Annotated in this window: 15 protein-coding genes and 1 other annotated feature; of the genes, 9 read left to right on the top strand and 6 right to left on the bottom strand. The window is 51.0% G+C overall.

Features of this window, described 5'->3' with window-relative positions:
- Window positions 1-3: 3 nt before the first annotated feature.
- Window positions 4-1,605 carry an anthranilate synthase component 1 gene (locus L4D79_RS17675; RefSeq protein ID WP_428652885.1) on the bottom strand — a complete coding sequence of 534 codons (1,602 nt, stop codon included), beginning with the start codon at window positions 1,603-1,605 and terminating at the stop codon, window positions 4-6.
- Window positions 1,602-2,615, bottom strand: coding sequence for a bifunctional 3-deoxy-7-phosphoheptulonate synthase/chorismate mutase (locus L4D79_RS17670; protein WP_428652884.1), 1,014 nt, complete (start codon window positions 2,613-2,615; stop codon window positions 1,602-1,604). The genes L4D79_RS17675 and L4D79_RS17670 overlap by 4 nt, the downstream gene beginning before the upstream one ends.
- Before the next feature lie 71 nt (window positions 2,616-2,686).
- Window positions 2,687-2,778, bottom strand: a sequence feature (Trp leader region).
- A 117-nt stretch (window positions 2,779-2,895) separates the two neighbouring features.
- Between L4D79_RS17670 and rnm the strand changes: the two genes are divergently transcribed.
- From rnm to rluB, 3 genes are all read left to right on the top strand, one after another.
- Window positions 2,896-3,762 (top strand): RNase RNM, encoded by an 867-nt coding sequence (rnm, locus tag L4D79_RS17665; RefSeq protein ID WP_428652883.1) that lies wholly within the window; start codon window positions 2,896-2,898, stop codon window positions 3,760-3,762.
- Window positions 3,763-3,785: 23 nt separating this feature from the next.
- Window positions 3,786-4,406 carry an L-threonylcarbamoyladenylate synthase gene (locus L4D79_RS17660; RefSeq protein ID WP_428652882.1) on the top strand — a complete coding sequence of 207 codons (621 nt, stop codon included), beginning with the start codon at window positions 3,786-3,788 and terminating at the stop codon, window positions 4,404-4,406.
- Window positions 4,407-4,592: 186 nt separating this feature from the next.
- Window positions 4,593-5,723 (top strand): 23S rRNA pseudouridine(2605) synthase RluB, encoded by a 1,131-nt coding sequence (rluB, locus tag L4D79_RS17655; RefSeq protein WP_428652881.1) that lies wholly within the window; start codon window positions 4,593-4,595, stop codon window positions 5,721-5,723.
- Between the two features lie 83 nt (window positions 5,724-5,806).
- Here the strand turns inward: rluB and L4D79_RS17650 are convergent, their stop codons facing one another.
- Window positions 5,807-6,568 (bottom strand): YciK family oxidoreductase, encoded by a 762-nt coding sequence (locus L4D79_RS17650; RefSeq protein WP_428652880.1) that lies wholly within the window; start codon window positions 6,566-6,568, stop codon window positions 5,807-5,809.
- Window positions 6,569-6,711: 143 nt separating this feature from the next.
- On the opposite strand from L4D79_RS17650, the gene sohB reads away from it, so the two are divergent.
- Both sohB and L4D79_RS17640 read left to right on the top strand, forming a co-directional pair.
- Window positions 6,712-7,773, top strand: coding sequence for a protease SohB (sohB, locus tag L4D79_RS17645; protein ID WP_428652879.1), 1,062 nt, complete (start codon window positions 6,712-6,714; stop codon window positions 7,771-7,773).
- 26 nt (window positions 7,774-7,799) lie between these two features.
- On the top strand, window positions 7,800-8,222 hold the full coding sequence (locus L4D79_RS17640) for a DUF805 domain-containing protein (RefSeq protein ID WP_428652878.1): 423 nt from the start codon (window positions 7,800-7,802) through the stop codon (window positions 8,220-8,222).
- Between the two features lie 66 nt (window positions 8,223-8,288).
- On the opposite strand, the gene L4D79_RS17635 is transcribed toward L4D79_RS17640, so the two are convergent.
- Window positions 8,289-8,537 carry a YciN family protein gene (locus L4D79_RS17635; RefSeq protein ID WP_428652877.1) on the bottom strand — a complete coding sequence of 83 codons (249 nt, stop codon included), beginning with the start codon at window positions 8,535-8,537 and terminating at the stop codon, window positions 8,289-8,291.
- 688 nt (window positions 8,538-9,225) lie between these two features.
- Between L4D79_RS17635 and topA the strand changes: the two genes are divergently transcribed.
- Complete coding sequence (gene topA / locus L4D79_RS17630) at window positions 9,226-11,868, top strand: type I DNA topoisomerase (RefSeq protein ID WP_428652876.1); 2,643 nt, start codon at window positions 9,226-9,228, stop codon at window positions 11,866-11,868.
- Between the two features lie 122 nt (window positions 11,869-11,990).
- Here topA and miaE read toward each other — a convergent pair whose 3' ends face one another.
- Both miaE and L4D79_RS17620 read right to left on the bottom strand, forming a co-directional pair.
- Window positions 11,991-12,779, bottom strand: a complete 789-nt coding sequence (miaE, locus tag L4D79_RS17625; protein ID WP_428652875.1) for a tRNA isopentenyl-2-thiomethyl-A-37 hydroxylase MiaE — start codon at window positions 12,777-12,779, stop codon at window positions 11,991-11,993.
- A 123-nt stretch (window positions 12,780-12,902) separates the two neighbouring features.
- A complete protein-coding gene (locus L4D79_RS17620; RefSeq protein WP_428652874.1) occupies window positions 12,903-13,664 on the bottom strand; it encodes a DNA repair protein in 762 nt (253 codons plus the stop codon).
- A gap of 307 nt (window positions 13,665-13,971) precedes the next feature.
- Between L4D79_RS17620 and cysB the strand changes: the two genes are divergently transcribed.
- The 3 genes from cysB (at window position 13,972) to L4D79_RS17605 (ending at window position 17,000) form a co-directional block, all read left to right on the top strand.
- Window positions 13,972-14,946: an HTH-type transcriptional regulator CysB gene (gene cysB / locus L4D79_RS17615; protein ID WP_428652873.1), complete on the top strand. Its 975-nt coding sequence runs from the start codon at window positions 13,972-13,974 to the stop codon at window positions 14,944-14,946.
- Between the two features lie 137 nt (window positions 14,947-15,083).
- Complete coding sequence (locus tag L4D79_RS17610) at window positions 15,084-16,271, top strand: methyltransferase (RefSeq protein ID WP_428652872.1); 1,188 nt, start codon at window positions 15,084-15,086, stop codon at window positions 16,269-16,271.
- Complete coding sequence (locus tag L4D79_RS17605) at window positions 16,272-17,000, top strand: sulfite exporter TauE/SafE family protein (protein WP_428652871.1); 729 nt, start codon at window positions 16,272-16,274, stop codon at window positions 16,998-17,000. It begins immediately after the preceding gene.
- Window positions 17,001-17,011 lie beyond the last annotated feature (11 nt).

The following is a 17,011-nucleotide window of genomic DNA, read 5'->3' as shown; positions in this document are numbered from 1 at the left end:
TCCTTAGCGTGGTTGGTTAGCTGTCGCGGTGCTAGTAACGGGAGCACTGTGTGCCTTGCGGATCGCGGTGATGACAGCCTGTGCCTTACCCCGGGTCTCATCGGCTTCTGCTTGCGGTATGGAGTCATAGACGACGCCAGCACCGGCCTGCACACTGGCTTCGCCATCTTCGACATAGGCCGAGCGGATAACGATACAGGTATCCATATCACCATGGCCGGTCAGGTAACCGACAGCACCACCATAACTGCCTCGGCGGCGTTGTTCGACGTCACGGATAAGCTGCATGGCACGGATTTTCGGGGCGCCGGTAAGGGTTCCCATATTCATACAGGCCTGGTAAGCGTGCAGGGCATCTAGATCGCCGCGCAATTGGCCGACAACGCGGGATACCAAGTGCATCACATGGCTGTAGCGGTCGACTTTGAGTAAGTCAGCCACATAGCGGCTACCTGGCTCACTGATCCGGGCGACATCGTTACGGGCCAGGTCAACCAGCATCATGTGCTCGGCGTTCTCTTTCATGTCGCAGCGCAGTTCAAGTTCAATCCGGCCGTCAAGGTCGAGGTTGATGGAGCCATCAGCGTTCTTACCGCGATGGCGGGTGCCGGCAATGGGGTAGATCTCTATCTGGTTGCTTTCTGTACAGTACTTGAGTGCACTTTCTGGCGAAGCGCCAAAAACAGTGAAATCAGCGTCTTGCAGGTAGAACATGTACGGACTCGGGTTACCGATCTTCAGCTCTTTGTAGGCATTGAGCGGTGATGGGCACGGCAGGGTAAACTGACGAGACGGCACCACTTGGAATACATCGCCTTTAATAACATGTTCTTTCAGATCAACTACCTGCTGGCAGAAATCTTCATCGCTAACGCTGGCGACCGGCTCACATTCATCCAGTAGCTCGGCTGCAGGGAGCGGCATTGGCTCCAGGCAGGCTTCTTTGATGTGCTGCAAGCGGCGGCTCAGTTCAAAATAGCTTGAAGTATACTCATCACCACCGAACAGGGTTGCTTGTAGCTTGCCTTTACGGCGCTGGTGGTCGATGACCAACAGGGTTTCGGCAATGTAGAACAGGTAATCCGGGCAACGGTTGTCTTGCTGGACGCCGGGTAGCGGCTCGAAGCCGTCAACCACGTCATAGGCAAACAACCCGCCGAGAAATAGTGCTTCGCGAGGGTGACCGGCAATATTGAAGGCGTGCTGGATCATTCGCAACGCATCAAACGATGAGGTCTGGCGCAGACGGCTATCTTCATCCAAAGCACGTTCTGCCGATGGAAAGGTCAGTACCAACTGGCGTCCTTGGCGTGCGGCACTGATATCGGAAGGCATCTTGCCTTCCAATGTTTGCAGCACATTGAGGCCATTATCGGTCAAGGCCTCAAGGGTGACGACTTTGCCGCGGCAGACAATCCGGACTGCCGCATCAATGAGCATCAAGCTCTTGAGGTCTTGCTTGGAGTCGATCTCGGCCGACTCCAGCAATAGGTTGTGTGGGCGGTTACCACAGACGGAGTAATACAACTCCGTCGGATCCGCCACATAGGGGACATCGAGGCTGAGCAGTTCCAGCTCACCGACGCCTAGTGGGGTAGTATTCACAGCGTTCTCCCTGCCGCTTCTACAAACGGTTTCAACTCTTGCATCAACTGTTCAAACATTGGACCGGTCAGAGCTTGATGGCCGTCCGACAAGGCTTCACACGGGTTAAGGTGTGATTCAACGATAATACCGTCAGCACCGACCGCTGCGGCGGCACGTGATAGTGGGATCACCAGTTCACGAACGCCGGTACCGTGGCTCGGGTCAACGACTACCGGTAAGTGAGTGCGTTGTTTAAGGTAAGCCACAGCGTTTAAATCCAATGTGTTACGAGTTGCTGTCTCGTAGGTACGGATTCCACGCTCACACAGGATGATATTTGGGTTGCCTGCATCGTAGATATATTCCGCCGCGAGTAACAGCTCCTCGATAGTGGCTGAAAGTCCGCGTTTGAGCAAGACCGGTTTTTTGCTTTCACCGACCGCTTTTAGCAGGGCGTAGTTCTGCATATTGCGTGCGCCAATCTGAAGGCAGTCGATATATTCACACATCGAATTCATCTGGCTGACTTCCATGACCTCGGATACGGTCGGAATACCCAGCTGTTCGTTGGCCTTTTTCAGCAGCTTCAACCCTTCGACACCCATGCCCTGGAAATCATATGGGCTGGTACGTGGCTTGTAGGCGCCGCCGCGCAAGGCAACTGCCCCGTGCTTTTTCACCACTTCAGCCACGCTAAGTAGCTGTTCTTCAGATTCAACAGAGCAAGGACCGGCGATAACGGCAAACTTATCACCACCTACAGCGGCATTGCCAAACCGTACCACGGTATCGTGGGCTTGTACTTCACGGCTCACCATCTTGTACTTGGTCAGGATAGGCTTGACGTTTTCTACACAAGGGTAGGCATCAAGGTGAAGTTGCTGGAGAACACGCTCATCGCCCAATGCGCCCAGGACAATACGTTCAACACCCGGCATATAGAGTGGTTTTAGGCCTGCTTCTTCAATGCGAGCTAGAATTTCTTTGGCTTGTTGTTCAGTTGCGTTTGGCTTGAGTACGATGATCATATTCTTTTCCTCTTCAGGCGCTTGCTGATGGTGGCGCACTGGTAAAATTCGTTGTCAGGCTAAATTTGGTTATAAAAAAACCCGCCTATGGCGGGTTTGTGTAATCTGTTTAAGGCACAGTTAATCACACCACCCGCGTTGGGAAGTGCCACCACCAAGATGAGAAAGCGCAGAGCTGATGATGAATTTGCTGTACCATGTAACTATCCTAATCAGTGTAATACTGGGTAATTGCGTACTAGTAGACTAGTTCGCGAGAGTAAAGTCAAGAAGATAATTTATGTTGTTTGATTTACACAGCCACACCACCGCATCAGATGGACGGCTATCACCGGAAGAACTTGTTTCGCGTGCGGTTGAACGCCGTGTCGATGTCTTGGCTATTACTGACCATGATACAGTGGCCGGGCTCGCTGCTGCTGAACAGGCGATAGAAGCAAAAAATCTGCCTCTGACTCTCATCAAAGGCATTGAAATATCGACACTTTGGCAAAATTTTGATATTCACATTGTCGGTTTGAATATCGACCCTGAACACCCTGCAATGGTTCGCTTGATTGAAGAGCAGGCACAGCGGCGGGCAGATCGCGCTGCTTTGATGGGAGAGCGGCTCGAAAAGAACCGGATGCCGGGAGCTCTGGAGGGCGCTAAGGCGATAGCCAACGGTGCCACCTTAACCCGGTCCCATTTTGCCCAGTGGATTGTCGAGCAGGGCTACGCCAAAACGATGCAGGCTGTGTTTAAAAAGTTCCTGACCCGCAACAACCCCGGTTATGTGCCGCCTAACTGGTGTTCGATGGCCGAGGCCGTTGAGGCTATCCATCAAGCCGGCGGACAGGCGGTGCTGGCCCATCCAGGCCGTTATAACATGACCGCAAAATGGCAAAAGCGCATGCTAACCGCCTTTGTGGAAGCCAAAGGGGATGCCATGGAAGTGTCGCAGCCTCAACAGTCACCTCAGGAGCGACGCCTGCTCGGGGACTATTCAATTGATTACAAGCTACTTGCTTCACAAGGCTCTGATTTCCATTATGCCTCGCCATGGACCGAACTTGGCCGCAATCTGTGGTTGCCCAAGGGGGTGACTGAAGTCTGGCAGAACTGGAGCGTTGAGAAGAAACGCATAGATGAGGAAGTGCGCGATTAGGCTGCATTTCCTATGGAGGAAGAATGAGTCAGTTTTTTTATGTTCACCCTGAAACGCCACAAGTACGTCTGATCAACCAGGCAGTGGCGATCATCCGCAATGGTGGGGTGATCGTTTATCCTACCGATTCTGGCTATGCCCTTGGTTGCCAGTTGGAAAATAAATCAGCATTGGAGCGGATCTGCCAGATCCGCCGTTTGAACGACAAGCATAATTTTACCCTGCTATGCCGTGATCTTTCTGAGCTGTCACTGTATGCCCGCGTTGATAACGCGGCATTCCGCTTGCTGCGTAACAATACACCGGGTGCCTACACCTTTATTTTCAAGGGAACCAAGGAAGTACCGCGCCGTTTAATGAACCCGAAGCGAAAAACCATTGGTATCCGCGTGCCCGATAATGCGATTGCATTGGCCTTGCTTGATGCGTTGGGTGAACCAATGATGTCGACATCATTGATTTTACCGGGTAACGAAACCACCGAAGCCGATCCAGAAGATATTCGCGACAAGCTAGAGCACGCCGTGGATTTGATCATTAATGGTGGATACCTTGGTGAGCAACCGACTACGGTGATTGACTTCAGTAACGATGCAATGGAAGTGGCCCGGGTTGGTGCCGGTGATCCCTCTCCGTTCGAGTGATCAACCCAACTTACCGTGGATATGCACCCAATTGTTTAGTGGGTGAAATATGACAAGAAATACCGTGTGATTACGGTGTTTTCGGTGGTATCTCAGCTAAGCTTTTGGCATAATCCGCCATCGCTTTAAGATGGCTTAAAGCATGATGATATTTCGACGCCTGTGAAGGCGACAAAGGTTTGTCTAATGAGTGAAAAATTACAGAAGGTACTGGCGCGTTCTGGCCAGGGTTCTCGCCGAGAAATCGAATTAATGATCCAGAACGGTCGAGTTAGTATCGACGGTAAGGTAGCCAAACTTGGCGACCGACTGGATGATTTGTCAGTCAGTGTTCGCATTGATGGCCACAACATCCAACTGGTGTCGTCTTCGGAAGAAGTGTGCCGTGTGATGGCTTACAACAAGCCGGAAGGTGAGTTGTGTACTCGTCATGACCCAGAAGGTCGTCGTACGGTATTTGATCGTCTGCCTCGTCTTAATGGTGGTCGCTGGGTATCAGTAGGCCGTCTTGATGCCAATACGGCAGGTCTGTTGCTGTTCACTACTGATGGTGAATTGGCTAACCGCCTAATGCACCCAAGCCGTAGTGTTGAGCGTGAATACATGGTACGTGTATTTGGCGAAGTAACAGAAGATATGGTTCGCAACCTGGTTAAGGGTGTGAAACTTGAAGATGGTATGGCACGTTTTGAAGACGTGGTCTACGCTGGCGGTGAAGGTATGAACCATACTTTCTACGTGGTGATCACTGAAGGTCGTAACCGTGAGGTTCGTCGTTTGTGGGACTCGCAAGGCGTGACAGTAAGCCGTTTGAAGCGTGTTCGCTACGGTGACATCTTCCTGACCAAAGATCTTCCTCGCGGTGGCTGGATGGAGCTTGAGCTCAAAGACGTCAACTACCTGCGTGAGAAAGTCGAGCTACCTGCTGAAACGGAAACTATGCTGACGGTTGAAGGCCAGAAGCGCAAGCGTGGTGTTCGCCAGATCCGTCGTGCCGTTCGTCGTCATGAAGAACGTTTGAACGATGATAGCGGCCGCGGTCGCCGTGGTGGACGTCAAGACCAGCGTCGCTCGACAAACCGTAACCAAGGTGAAGAGAGCAGCAACGAGTCGCGTCGTAAGCCTTCAGGCAATGTATCTAACCGCCGTGGTGAAGATAGCAGCGAGTCACGCCGTAAGCCTTCAGGCAATACAGCGAACCGCCGTAACCAGGGTGAAGAGAACAGCAACGGTTCACGCCGCAAGCCGTCAGGTAATGCAGCGAACCGTCGTAACCCGTTGAAGAACAAGCCGGCTAAACCTCGTTCACGTAAATAGTCGTGTTCACGCAAGTAAGCCGATAAATGAAAAAAAGCAGCCAATGGCTGCTTTTTTGTTATCTGCTGTTTTGGTACAGGCAATCAGCTTGCCGCGCCCGGCTTACGTTTGGGCTGGGCATCGATGCACTGGCCGTTGATGTCCTTGCTCTCAGGGCCCATCAGGTAGAGGTACAGCGGCATGATCTGTGCCGGTGTTTTCAATAGGGAAGGATCTTCTGCCGGGAAGGCTTTAGCACGCATACCGGTACGGGTTCCGCCCGGGTTGATGGCATTGACGCGCACTGCGGTATTGGCCATTTCGTCCGCCAAAATCTGCATCATTCCCTCGGTGGCGAACTTAGACATCGCATAGGCCCCCCAGAAGGAGCGGCCCTGGTGGCCAACGGTTGATGAGGTGAATACAATGCGACCGTCTTCGGCTTTCTTGACCAGCGGCATAATGGCCTGGGTCAACAGGAACTGGGCTTTGACGTTGACCTGCATGACATCATCAAAGGTATCTTCGCCAAGCTGGTCGAATGGGCTGAGTACCCCCAGCAGAGAGGCATTGTGCAGCACACCGTCCAAGCGGCCGAATTGCTCCTCGATGGTTTCGACCATATCAAGGTAGTTCTGCTTGGTGGCACCCATCATATCCATCGGGATAATCGCTGGTTGCGGGTAGCCCAGTGATTCGATTTCGTCGTAAACGGCTTCTAATTTGGCAACGGTGCGTCCTAGCAAGATAACGGTCGCGCCGTGGGCGGCATAGCTGATGGCAGCCTGGCGGCCTATTCCATCACCCGCTCCGGTTACCAGGATAACTCTATCTTTCAGTGAGTTTTCAGCGATTTGATAATCCACTGTGTACTTCCTTATTGGTTTTTTCGTCAGCTCATTGTATACCCAAACTATTCTCATCTTGAAGTGGTTTAGCTATATTGCGATAGCGGTATGGGTGACAACTTGGTTACAATGGCTGAATGCCAATAAATGAGGACTCGACATTGGATTTTTTGTTTGATTATGGATTGTTTCTAGCCAAGATTGCCACGGTGGTTGTGGCATTCGTCGCTATTCTGGTGGTGGCTAAAAGTGTGAAAGGCCATCACGGTAGCCAGAAAGGTGAGCTAGAGGTCACTGATCTGACTGAGCAGTACAAGCACACTGTGCATCAACTGGAGTCTCACTTATTTGATAAGCCGTTGCTCAAAGCTCGCAGCAAAGCTGAAAAGAAAGCGGACAAGGAAAAGCACAAGGCGCGACAGAATGAAGTGAAGAAAGCAGCCAAAGAAGGTGACTTGTCACACTCGCGTGAGCCACGTCTGTTTGTTCTGGACTTCCATGGCAGCCTTGATGCCCGCGAAGTGACCTCACTGCGTGAAGAGGTGACCGCTATTCTGGCTGTGGCAATGGAAGGCGATGAAGTACTGCTGCGCCTAGAGACGGGGGGCGGTATGGTACATGGTTACGGCCTTGCTTCTTCCCAGCTTGATCGCCTGAAAGCGGCCGGAGTCAGACTGACTATCTCTGTTGATAAAGTCGCTGCCAGCGGTGGTTACATGATGGCTTGTATTGCCGACAAAATTATCTCGGCACCGTTTGCGGTTGTTGGCTCTATCGGGGTGATCGCCCAGTTGCCAAATTTCAATAAAGTCTTGAAGAAAAACGATATTGAATTCGAACAGATCACCGCTGGTGAGTTCAAGCGTACGCTGACGATGTTTGGAGAGAACACTGATAAGGCGCGTGAAAAGTTTCAGAGCGAGATTGAAGAGACTCATGGTTTGTTCAAAGAGTTTGTGTCTGAGCACCGCCCTGAGCTAGATTTGGCCAAAGTGGCCACTGGAGAGCACTGGTTTGGTAAACAGGCATTTGAGCTGGGCTTGGTGGACGAGATTGGCACCAGCGATGACTACATCAGCCTATCGTGTAAAGATCGCGAAGTGCTGCAGGTACGTTATGTCCAGCGTAAGAAACTGGCTGAAAAACTGGCCGGTGCAACCGGCGACGCTGCTGATAATGTCTTGCTGAAATGGATCAGCCGTGGTCAGCGTCCTATTGTTTAAACGTCCAATTGTATAAAGAGGTTACGATGGGTCAAAAGTGGGCCTTGTTTTCATTTCAGGGACGGATGCGGCGCCGGGATTATTGGTTGTATAGCATTCCCGTGCTGCTGGTATCGTTGCCGGTGTTTCTCTACACCACACCGGAAAATTCGGGTAATCCGTTGCTTAATATTCTGTCGATTATTGTCTTGGTATTTGTGTTCTGGGCCTCTGCGGCTCTGAATGTAAAGCGCCTGCATGATCGCAATAAAAGCGCTTGGTGGATCATTCTGACATTCTTGCCTTTGATCGGGCCGATCTTTGTGATTGTTGAGCTGGGTATCTTAGATGGCACAGTGGGAGATAATCAGTTTGGTGCCGATCCTAAGGGGCGTGGTGCGCCGCCGTCGGGGCCACGTGCGGACAACGAGTCCAAGGATGACAAAGATACGATGACCATTGATATGTAAGCGTTTTTTGTCTTCTAGAATGTAACAGCCCCGCTTTGTGCGGGGCTGTTTCTATTCGGTATTACATTAGTTACCGAGGGTGAATTTCGGCGAAAGCTGGTGGGCAAGGTATTTAAACATATTGAATACTGCCGTGGTCTTTTCTGTCGGCAGACCGTTGTCATCGAGGAAATACTCGCCTTTGAAAATCAATACCCCGGCACGTTCTTCAACAGAGTTGGCACGCATACCGTCAATGTAGGCTTCATGATCTTGGATCAGCTGGTTGGCAATCATCAGCAGCTCATCATTTGCAATGGATTCTTTGGTGCTCATTGTGTCTCTCTCATCTCACAGCAGTTCGCCGGTTGGGTTTTCGGCCAAGGTGGCTAAGTGTATTTGAGTTGATTCGGGATGACAAATTTTGAAAGCCTTATCGGATGCCATTTTCGTGGCGTTGTTGATTTTTCGCTATGTCTGGCTATATCTTGAAAGAAAGGCCGTGATGGTTTTTGTGCAGCTAGCGGGGAAATCAGCAGGGTATAAAGATTAGGCATTAACCTTATGAATTGCCGAAAATTTGTGAGCGACGGCAAAAAATAGTGGTTTTTTATAGTCAAACCGGTGCTGAGGTGGTAATGATTAGCGCCCATTGTGGTAGATGTTTTTCAGTCTTACGGTATAAATGAGAGGAATATCGCGTGGCAGCCTAGCTTGTCGGCACGTTTTTTTCCTATTTACTAAGTGGTGTAACCGTCTGTTAACAAGTGGGGAAGGGACAACCAAACGGTCTCGTTTTGTTAAAAAGCAGTTGACCTTCTCCGATTGTAGCCCAATATGTAAATACCAATCACATTACGTAACTAGTTATCCGGAGCTGTCCTCAACCGGTTGGATTTCGCGATTTAAATAGTTACTTAATCAGTTTGGTGTACCAGCGTTGCCGTGCTAGCTCTAGTTTTTAGCGTGCAACTAGTTGTTTTAATTTTAAGTTTTGTGAGCACGAGGACGTAATAGAATTATTATGGGTAAATCACTCGTTATTGTGGAGTCCCCAGCCAAGGCGAAGACGATCAATAAGTACTTGGGTAAGGACTTCGTTGTTAAGTCAAGCGTCGGTCACGTTCGTGACTTGCCTACTGGTGCGCGTAGCACTGGTAAGAAAGCGGCGCCTACTTCAACCAAGGGCTTGAGCGCTGAAGAAAAAGCGCGCATCAAAAAAGAAAAAGATCGCAAAGCGCTGATCAATAAAATGGGCGTGGACCCATATAATGACTGGGCTGCCCAATACGAAGTGCTTCCCGGTAAGGAAAAAGTGGTCAACGAACTACAGAAGCTAGCGGAAGATGCTGACTTCGTTTATCTCGCAACCGATTTGGACCGCGAAGGGGAAGCTATTGCGTGGCACCTTCGTGAGATCATCGGCGGCGATGATGCACGTTATAAGCGAGTGGTTTTCAACGAAATCACCAAAAATGCTATCCAGCAGGCTTTTGAGCAGCCGGGTGAGCTGAACATGGATGGCGTGAATGCCCAGCAGGCACGTCGATTCCTTGACCGTGTGGTCGGCTTTATGGTTTCCCCTCTGCTGTGGAAGAAAGTCGCACGTGGCCTTTCTGCGGGCCGTGTACAGTCGGTTGCGGTTAAGCTTATTGTTGAGCGCGAACGCGAAATCAAAGCATTTGACCCGGAAGAATACTGGGACATGCATGCCAATACCCAAACAGCAGGCAACGATGCACTGCGTTTGATGGTGGCACAGCAGTCAGGCAAGGCATTCCGTCCGGAAAATGAAGCCGACACCATGGCGGCAAAATCTTTGCTGGAGAAGGCTGCCTTTAAGGTTAAAGACCGCGAAGACCGACCAACCAGCAGCAAGCCGTCAGCACCATACATCACATCGACGTTGCAGCAGGCGGCTAGTACCCGTCTAGGCTATGGCGTTAAGCGCACCATGGGCTTGGCCCAGCGCTTGTATGAAGCTGGTTATATTACCTATATGCGTACCGATTCGACCAACCTGTCTAAAGAAGCGGTTGAAGCGGCACGTGAGTTTATCGCTGGCGAATACGGCGATAACTACCTACCGTCATCACCGAACGTGTACGGTAGCAAGGGCAATGCCCAGGAAGCGCACGAAGCTATCCGTCCTTCCAGCGTTGACGTGAAAGCGGAAAACCTTGAAGGCATGGAGCAAGATGCGATCAAACTGTACGATTTGATCTGGCGTCAGTTCGTGTCCTGTCAGATGGTACCGGCGAAATACGACTCCACCACGATTACGGTGGAAGCGGGTGAGTTCACCCTGAAAGCCAAAGGCCGTACCCTGCGCTTTGCGGGTTGGACACAAGTTCAGCGTCCGTCTGGCAAGAATGAAGATACCACGTTACCAATGGTTCATGTGGGCGATACGCTCAAGGTTGAATCGTTGGAGCCGAAACAGCATTTTACCAAGCCACCTGCACGATTTACTGAAGCAGCATTGGTAAAAGAGCTGGAAAAACGAGGCATTGGCCGTCCATCAACTTACGCATCAATCATCTCTACGATCCAAGACCGTGGCTATGTGCGTGTTGATCAACGCCGTTTCTATGCCGAGAAGATGGGCGAGATTGTCTCGGATCGTCTTGATCAAAGCTTTGCCGATCTGATGGACTACGACTTTACTGCTCGTATGGAAGGCAACCTCGATAAAATCGCTGAAGGTGATGCGGGTTGGAAATCGGTGCTCGACAAATTCTTCAGTGACTTCACTGGTGAGCTTGAGAAAGCAGAGCTGGATGAAACTGAAGGCGGCATGAAGCCGAACAATATCGTACTGACCGATATCAAGTGCCCTACCTGTGAACGCCCGATGGGGATCCGTACTGCGTCGACCGGTGTATTCCTCGGTTGTTCAGGTTATGCACTACCGCCTAAGGAGCGTTGTAAGACAACGATCAACCTGGGTGATGAGGACGGTATCATCAACGTGCTGGAAGAGGACGTTGAAACGGCCGCTCTGCGTGCCAAGAAGCGTTGTCCGAAATGTAGCACGGCGATGGATGCCTACCTGATCGATGCCGAGCGCAAGTTGCATGTGTGCGGTAACAACCCAAGCTGTGATGGCTATGTGGTTGAGAAAGGTGAGTTCCAGCTGAAAGGCTACGACGGTCCGGTTATCGAATGTGACAAGTGTGGCTCTGATATGGAGCTCAAGAACGGTCGCTTTGGTAAGTACATGGGTTGTACCAGTGAAACTTGTAAGAATACCCGTAAGATCTTGAAGAACGGTGAGATTGCGCCACCGAAGGAAGATCCGGTACATCTACCTGAGCTACCTTGCTCCCAGGATCCTGATGCTTACTTCGTGTTGCGTGATGGCGCTTCTGGCCTGTTTATGGCTGCCAGCACCTTCCCGAAATCGCGTGAGACCCGTGCGCCGCTGGTAGAAGAGCTGGTTCGTTTCAAAGATCGCCTGTCGCCGAAGTTCACATACTTGGCTGATGCTCCGACAGAAGACCCGGATGGTCGCCCGACAGTCGTTCGTTTTAGCCGTAAGACGAAAGAAAACTATATCCGTTCGGAAATTGATGGTAAACCATCAGGCTGGACGGGGCTGTTCATTGACGGTAAGTGGGAAATTACCGACAAGAGAAAGAAGCCGAAGAAAGAAAAAGCTGAATAGCAGTAACAAAAAAACCGCCGGAAGGCGGTTTTTTGTTTTTCTGGCTATCGCCTATCGCCTATCGCCTATCGCCTATCGCCTATCGCCTATCGCCTATCGCCTATCGCCTATCGCCTATCGCCTTAAGCGGTAGCGAATGCCGGCACGCCACTGTGGAAGCGGAAGGTGTCATCAGGGCTGTTGACGAGCTCAGCTTCTCGGGCGCCAATGGCACGGATCCGCTCACTGATATCTTCCCCGGCGATTTGCTCGGCCAGTTTAAGATAATCTTGGTAATGGCGGGCTTCGGAGCGTAACAGCGAAATATAGAATTTCTTCAGTTCATCATCGAGATAAGGCGCAAGTTTGGCGAATCGCTCGCACGATCGCGCTTCGATATAAGCGCCGATGATCAGCTTGTCAATTAAGGTGCTTGGCTCATGGGTGCGAACAATCTTCATCAGCCCTTTGGCATAACGCCCCGCATGCAGGTTGGCGTAGGGGATCCCACGGTTTTCCATGATCTCCAGTACCTGCTCAAAGTGATGGAACTCTTCTTTGATCAGGCGAACCATCTTATCGATCAGCTCTTCGCCATGGACAAAACCGGCTTTGGGTTTCAGCTCAGCAGCAAGGCCGTTTTTCTTGCCATGGAAGCGACGGGCGTCACGCTCGATACCATAGACGAACTCTTCATAAGGCTTGGCCCAAGCAAGCAGTGCTTTTCCGCTTTCAGCGTCTACCGCATATTTGCGGATCAGAAACATGGCGGTCTGGCTGGCTTTAAGCTCGCAGTTACAGTGGTCAACCAGCAGCGCGGTCAGGTTCTCTGGTTTTCTGGCTTCGGTGATCCAGGCGTCAGGCGTATCGCATTGCAGGAACTGTTTGATCGGCTCAAGCAAGGTGTCGATCATGTGCTGGGTTGTATTCATGGGCTAGATTTGTTGAGTCTTGTTGTTGATTTTCGTCCAGTATACCAATCTAACCGGTGAATGGCTGGAAAAAACAAGGCCACCGAATGGTGGCCTTGCTGAAGAGACGGAATAGAGACGCGCTTACCATTTCCGCTTGGGTTGGAACAGCACATCGAGCTCGTCTTGATCTTTTTCTAGCATTTGCTGGCGCTGCTGCTCATGGGTCATGTTCTGGCTGCTATCAATGTCTTTGAGTATCTTCTGTAGTTTTTCACGGGCCTGGTTTGCATAGTCATCATTTTTGCTGGCCAAGACATCAATCCCTTTTTTCAGCAACTGCTTGGCTGTACCCAATTGCCTTTTGACGCGGGCTTCATTGGCTCGCTTGATCACGTTTTCAATGTTGATTCTTAGCTGGATACCTTCTAGGCGGGCATTCTCGGTGACAAAGGCCTGGGTCGGCATACGGCCTTTGCTGTGCTCGCTCTTGACAACGTTCTTGAGGCGTTTAACAAGCTGCAGCATGCCGAGCGCTTGCTTGTCGGTGCTTGGGACTTTGAAGCTCGCTACGTCAGCTTGCGAATAATTGGCTTGGAGCTGGTTGATCTGCTCGGCAACATTGCTAATACGTTGTGACAGTGACTTATCTGTCGGGTCTGTTTCTTTCATCGCTTCCAAAGAGAACAGGACTCGTTTATTGAGGCAAACCAAGAGTTCTTTACTGTAGGGAAGGTGGTGGGCGTTACTGATCAATTCTTCGGTTGCATCAATAATCGCAATAAATTTTGCTAATTCCTGCTGTTTTGCGCTTTCCAGCTTATGTCGGTACTGAATGATGATGTTGTAACCAACAATCAAGATCAGCAACAGGCTTACCAGGCCAATAATTAGAGGCATGCTCATGGGGTAGAAGACCATCCGTGCTTACGTGAAGCCCTATAAGATACACCATATCGATAATAGGTCATAGCTGCGAGATCGCTTTCTATCGCATCCATTCCGTACAGGGGCATGAAAACGCTATCAATGAGGGGGTAAGTGGCATTTTTGTCGAAAATGTTGCTTAACTGTCGGAAATTAGACACCCGATGCTGGGAAACTGGGTCTATAAGTTATATAACATTATGTTATAAAGCCCTGCAGAAAACAGCACAGGGGAAACACCCTGAGGCAGGGTAAAGATGATAATGGACTATCACTAGGCGGAACCATGAAACTACAGCAATTAAGGTATATCGTCGAGGTCGTCAATCACAACCTGAATGTCTCTGCAACGGCAGAGAGCTTGTATACATCTCAGCCCGGGATCAGTAAGCAAGTCAGGTTGCTTGAAGATGAACTTGGGGTGCAGATTTTCGAGCGAAGTGGTAAGCACTTGACTCAGGTGACACCGGCAGGTGAGTCAATCGTCAAGATTGCACGGGATATTTTATCACGGGCAGAAAGTATCAAGTCGGTGGCGGGTGAGCATACCCATCCTGAAATGGGCACACTGAATATTGCGACGACCCATACCCAAGCAAGGTATGCTCTGCCTTCAGTGATCCAGGGTTTTACCGCCCGCTACCCTAAAGTGACACTGCATATGCATCAAGGAACGCCGAATCAGCTTGCCGATGCGGTGTCCAAGGGGACGACTGACTTTGCCATTGCCACTGAAGCGTTGCATCTCTATCAAGATATGATCATGCTGCCTTGTTACCATTGGAACCGTTCGATAGTGGTTAAATCGGATCATCCCTTGGCGCAGAAATCAGAGATCACCATCCATGACTTGGCGGCATACCCATTGGTCACCTATGTATTTGGCTTTACCGGCCGATCGGAGCTCGATAGTGCCTTTAACCGCTCGGGCCTAACCCCGAGAATCGTGTTTACGGCAACCGATGCCGATGTGATCAAGACTTACGTGCGCTTAGGCATTGGGGTTGGGGTGATCGCCAGCATGGCGATGGATCCGGCCACTGACAGTGATTTGGTCGCGATTGACGCCAGCCATATTTTTGAAGCCAGCACCACCAAGATAGGTTTCAAGAAGGGAACGTTCCTGCGCAGCTATATGTATGACTTCATCAAGCGCTTTGCCCCTCATCTTACCCGAGAGGTCGTTGACCAGGCGGTGACGCTGAAAACCAATGCGGAAATAGAAGCCCTGTTTGCCAAGATACCGCTACCGGTAAAATAACCCTGCTCAGGCTGCCACTCGGCAGCCTGCTCTCTCTTTGCGTGAATCTTTCTTATCGTGAAATAGTCTCTTTCTGCCCATTTGGTTTATTTCCGTTTACAATACCGGGGTTTTTCTGATTAACCCAAGAGTACACCATGCACGCCCCGCGCTTCTCCAAACTCGATCGTTTACTGACGGATACCCGTGAATTGTGGCAGTTCATGCCATTCTCCACTTCACAGGCGGAATGGGAGCAGCGCCATCCGGCATTGACACACTGGCTACTTGGCTTAGATGAGCTGCAACTTGCTAGCTTCCGAGATAATCCAGATCAGTTAGCCAGTGTATTAAGTCAATGGATCCCGCAGGCCGGAGAGCTGCAGGCACTGGCAGCACTTGACGCTTTGCCCCAGGTAGAGCGTATTACGCCTCGTGGTTTGGACACCGGTATTCCCGGCCGAAAATGGCAGCAGTTGCAAGCTTTTAACGGAGTGCTGCCGGCGTTATCGTTGCCATGGCTGGAGTGGTGTGCTGGGAAAGGCTTCCTTGGTCGGGTACTTGCTGCCACCCATAGAACGTCGGTGACGAGTTTAGAGTGGCAACAGGCGCTGTGTGAAAGTGGTGAAGCTGCCGCCCGCAAGTTGGCTTTGCCGATGACATTTGTTCATGGCGATGCGTTTTCGTCAGACAGTGGAAAATTTATCCTATCTCGGCAGCATGCGGTTGCTTTACATGCCTGTGGTGATCTTCATGTCTCGCTGTTGCAGCGCGTCGCTGAGCGTAAGGGACAAGCGGTGAGTGTATCACCGTGCTGCTACCACCTGATCAGGGACAAGGCTTATCAGCCGATGTCTACGCCAGCGAAACAAAGTGTGTTGCGGCTCAGCAAGCATGATCTTCGTTTGCCTTTGCAGGAGACGGTGACGGCAGGTAACCGGGTGCGTAACCTGCGTTTTGTGGAGGTGAGCTTCCGGCTTGGCTTTGACAGCCTGCAACGGAGTGTGACCGGAGAGGATGATTACCTGCCGGTGCCTAATGTCCAAAAGGCCTTGTTCAACGATGGCTTTGAGGCTTTCTGCCGTTGGGCGGCGGATCAAAAGGGGGTGGTATTACCGGAACATATCGATTTTGACCACTGGCTGCATGTCGGTGAACAGCGGTTTGATTGGGTTGAGCGGCTGGAGTTGCTGCGTCAATTATTCCGTCGACCTTTGGAGATGTGGCTGGTATATGATCGGGCCTGTTTTATGGAAGAAGCCGGCTATGATGTGACGGTTGGGACATTTTGTGACAAGCCGATCACCCCCCGAAATATTATGATTCATGCGGAGTTAAAGGATTAAATGGAAACCAGCACATTAGTTTATTGTGCCATTGCCCTGGCTGCGGGGTGTTTTGTTCAAAGTACCGTGGGGTTCGGTATGGCGATTGTTGCCGCGCCGATAGTGTATTTTTTTGAGCCCCGCTTTGTGCCCGGTACAATTACCTTGGTGGGGTTGGTGCTGGCACTGATCAATATGTGGCAATACCGTGCTCAGCTGTCGTTTCGTGGTTTAGGGGCGGCTTTTGTTGGCCGGGTTCCGGGCACTATCGCGGCGGGTGGGTTACTGTTGTACATTTCCGCGGAGTCTTTGGCTTTGGTGTTAGGTGCCGGGGTACTGCTGGCAGTGGTGATCAGCTTGCTGAAGGTCAGGATTAAGCCAACCCCCAAAGCCTTGTTCTGGGCCGGATTTGCCTCAGGCCTGATGGGAACCTCAACCTCTATCGGTGGCCCGCCAATGGCATTGGTGCTGCAACACGCCGAAGCCGGAAAATTACGGGCTAACCTTGCCGGTTATTTTGCGTTTAGTTGTGTACTGTCTTTGGTGGCACTGACTGCGACGGGGCACTTTAGCTGGTGGCACTTCAAGTACGGCATGATGATTATGCCAGCGCCTATTCTGGCCAGTATCTTTGCTTACCGGATACAGCGTTTTATCAAGGCGGAATGGCTGCGCTATGCCTTGTTGGTGTTGTGTTCGGTTTCAGGTGTGATTGCAATATGGCAGGGAATGGCGCCGAAGTTTACCTAGATAAGTTGGTT

Origin of the sequence: Photobacterium satsumensis (genome assembly GCF_050336935.1) — a bacterium.
In the GTDB taxonomy this organism is placed as follows: domain Bacteria; phylum Pseudomonadota; class Gammaproteobacteria; order Enterobacterales; family Vibrionaceae; genus Photobacterium; species Photobacterium satsumensis.
This window is presented reverse-complemented; position numbering and strand designations above follow the sequence as displayed.